The sequence below is a fragment of the Kitasatospora sp. NPDC008050 genome, from assembly GCF_042957465.1.
Lineage (GTDB): Bacteria > Actinomycetota > Actinomycetes > Streptomycetales > Streptomycetaceae > Kitasatospora.
On sequence record NZ_JBIBIJ010000058.1, the window covers coordinates 1 to 3,482 of the forward strand.

The 3,482-nt window shown below is 70.8% G+C and carries 2 protein-coding genes; both read right to left on the bottom strand.

All coding sequences use genetic code 11. The annotated features are described in order from the left end of the window. The coding region (locus ACFZB9_RS36805; protein ID WP_391454516.1) for a type I polyketide synthase at window positions 1–2,802 on the bottom strand (2,802 nt) is incomplete at its 3' end. A gap of 47 nt (window positions 2,803–2,849) precedes the next feature. Next, a partial coding sequence (locus ACFZB9_RS36810; protein WP_391454518.1) for a phosphopantetheine-binding protein occupies window positions 2,850–3,482 on the bottom strand: 633 nt, incomplete at its 5' end.

Here is a 3,482-nt window from a genome sequence, read left to right on the forward strand (position 1 = left end):
CACACCAACACCAGACCCACCAACCCCAACCCCAGCCCCACCCTCAAGCCAGAACCGCTCCCGCTGGAACGCATACGTCGGCAGATCAACCCGACCGGCGTCGAGACCCACGAAGAGCCGCGACCAGTCGACCGGCACCCCGCGGACATACGCCTCCGCCAGCGAGGTCAGGAACCGCCCGGTCCCACCCTCACCCCGGCGCAGCGAACCCAGCGCCGCAACCTGGCTGTCCAGCTGCTCGGCCGTCTCCTGGACGGCCACGCTCAGAACGGGGTGGGGACTCATCTCCGCGAAGACGCCGTAGCCCTGCTGCGTCAGACCGCGGATCACCGGCTCGAACCGGACGGTTTCGCGCAGGTTGCGGTACCAGTAGCCCGCGTCCATCACCGCGGTGTCGATGCGCTCGCCGGTGACAGTGGAGTAGAACGCCACCGAGGACGACACCGGCCGCACCGGGGCCAGGGCCGTGAGCAGCTCCGCCTCCAGTGCCTCGACCTGCGCGGAGTGCGAGGCGTAGTCCACCGCGATGCGCCGCGCCCGGACCCCCCGCTCCTCGCAGTCGGTCAGCAGGGTCTCCAGGGCCTGGGGCTCGCCCGAGACCACCACCGAGGACGGTCCGTTGACCGCCGCCACCGACACCCGCCCCTCGAAACCCGCCAGCAGCTCCTCCACCACGGTCAGCGGCCCGGCCACCGAGACCATGCCGCCCAGCCCCGACAGCCGGCGCGCGACCAGCTGCGAGCGCACCGCCACCACCCGCGCCCCGTCCTCCAACGACAACCCACCCGCCACCACCGCCGCCGCGACCTCACCCTGCGAATGACCCACCACCGCCGCCGGCTCCACCCCCAGCGAACGCCACAACGCCGCCAACGACACCATCACCGCCCACAACACCGGCTGCACCACATCCACCCGCCCCCACCGCACATCCCCCTCACCGGCCGCCACCACATCCCGCAACGACCACTCCACAAAAGGCGCCAGAGCACGCTCACACGCCGCCATCGACTCCCCGAACACCACCGACGACTCCCACAACTCCCACCCCATCCCCACCCACTGCGACCCCTGCCCCGGAAACACGAACACCACCCGGGACGAACCACCCACCTCACCACGCACCACACCCGGCGCCACACCACCATCCGCCAGCGCCCGCAACCCCTCCACGAACCCCGCCGAACCATCGGCCAGCACCACCGCCCGATGCCCCAACGCAGCCCGCGACGACACCAACGAGAACGCCACATCGGCCTCCCGCTGACCACCCCCCGCCACCAACTCCAACAACCGCCCCGCCTGCGCCCGCAACGCCGCCTCGGTGTCACCTGAGACCACCCACGGCGGGGTGACGGACTCGAAGGCCGCAACGGCCTGCGGAGTCTCGTCCTGCGGCTCCACCTCCGGCAGCGGCTCGTCCGCCGGGGCCTGCTCCAGAATCATGTGGACGTTGGTCCCGCTCACGCCGAAGGAGGAGACAGCCGCGCGGCGCGGCGCGCCGGTCTGCGGCCACTCCCGGGCCTGCGTCAGCAGCTCCACCGCACCCGCCGACCAGTCCACCTGGCTGCTGGGGGCGGAGACGTGCAGGGTCTTCGCCATGAAGCCGTGCTGGAGCCCCATCACGGTCTTGATGACACCGGCCACGCCCGAGACGGCCTGGGTGTGGCCGATGTTCGACTTCAGCGAGGCCAGCCACAGCGGGCGGCCCTCCTGCCGGTCCTGACCGTAGGTGGCCAGCAGCGCCTGCGCCTCGATCGGGTCGCCCAGCGTCGTGCCCGTGCCGTGCGCCTCCACCATGTCCACGTCCGCGAACGACAGTCCGGCATTGGCCAGCGCCTGACGGATCACCCGCTGCTGCGAGGGACCGTTGGGCGCGCTCAGACCGTTCGACGCGCCGTCCTGGTTGGCAGCGCTGCCACGGATCACCGCGAGCACCGGGTGCCCGTTGCGCCGCGCGTCCGACAACCGCTCCAGCAGGACGACCGCGGCACCCTCGCCCCAGCCGATGCCGTCGGCATCATCGGAGAAGGCCTTGCACCGGCCGTCCACGGCCAGGCCGCGCTGGCGGGCGAAGGTGATGAACCCCGACGGGCTCGCCAGGATCCCGACACCGCCGGCCACGGCGAGCGAGCAGTCGCCCTGACGCAGGGACTGCACGGCGGAGTGCATGGCAACCAGCGAGGACGAGCAGGCGGTGTCCACCGTCACCGCCGGGCCCTCCAGGCCCAGCACGTACGACACCCGACCGGACAGCACGCTGCTCATGCCGCCGGTGACCGCATAGCCCTGCTCGGTCGGTGAGTTCATCAGCTTCACGGTGTGCTCGACCGCGGTCCCACCGATGAAGACGCCGGTCCGGGTGCCCCGCAAGGAGAGCGGATCGATGCCTGCGCGCTCGAAGACCTCCCAGGAGGTCTCCAGCAGCAGCCGCTGCTGCGGATCCATCGCCAGCGCCTCACGCGGCGAGATCCCGAAGAGCCCCGGATCGAAGTCGCCCGCGCCCTCCAGGAAAGCCCCCGCACGCGTGTAGGTCTTGCCGGGCCGGTCCGGATCGGGGTCGTACAGATCGTCCAGGTCCCAGCCCCGGTCGGTCGGGAACCCGGCGACCGCGTCCACCTCGTCGACGACGATCTGCCACAGCTTCTCGGGAGAGTCGGCCCCGCCCGGCAGTCGGCACGCCATTCCCACGACGGCCAGCGGCTCCCGCACCCTGTCCTGGGCGATCTGGAGCTTCTGCCGAGTCTGCTGCAGTTCGGTCGTCACCCGTCGCAGATACGTACGGAGCTTGTCCTCAGTCATGGTGAACCCCACTCAAGAGCAATAGAAAGACGTGACGATCGGCTGGATCAGGACACGCCGAGGTCGCGGTCGATGAAGTCGAACAGGTCGTCGTCCGTCGCGGACTCCAGGTCGGCGACCACGCCGGCCTCCTGAGCCGCGGCGTCCTGCTCGTCGAGCTTGGCAAGGAGTTCCCGCAGGCGGTGCACAATGCCCTCACGGGCCTGCACGTCATCCGCGAGCAGGGGCAATGCCCGGTCGATCCTTGACAGTTCGCGACCGATGTCGACCGCGTCGGTCAGTTGGTCCTGGCGGCTCTCGCCCAGCTCCGAACCGAGCCGGTCAGCGAGCGCCGCGGGGGTGGGATGGTCGAAGACCAGGGTGGCGGGCAGCCGCAGCCCGGTCGCGGCGTTCAGGCGATTGCGCAGCTCCATCGCGGTGAGCGAGTCGAAGCCCAACTCCTGGAACGGACGGTTCTCCGCGACGGCGTCGGCCGAGCTGTGCCCGAGAACGGCTGCGGCCTCGGAACGCACGACATGGAGCAAGGCATCGAGCCGCTCCAACTCGGTCAGGCCGGCGAGGCGTTCGCGCAGCGCCCGGGCCGCCGAGTCGTCCACCGGCTGCTCGGCGGCATCCGCCTCCAGAGCCTGCCGGACCTCGGGGATGTCCTCGATCAGCGGACGGTGACGGGCGATCATGTA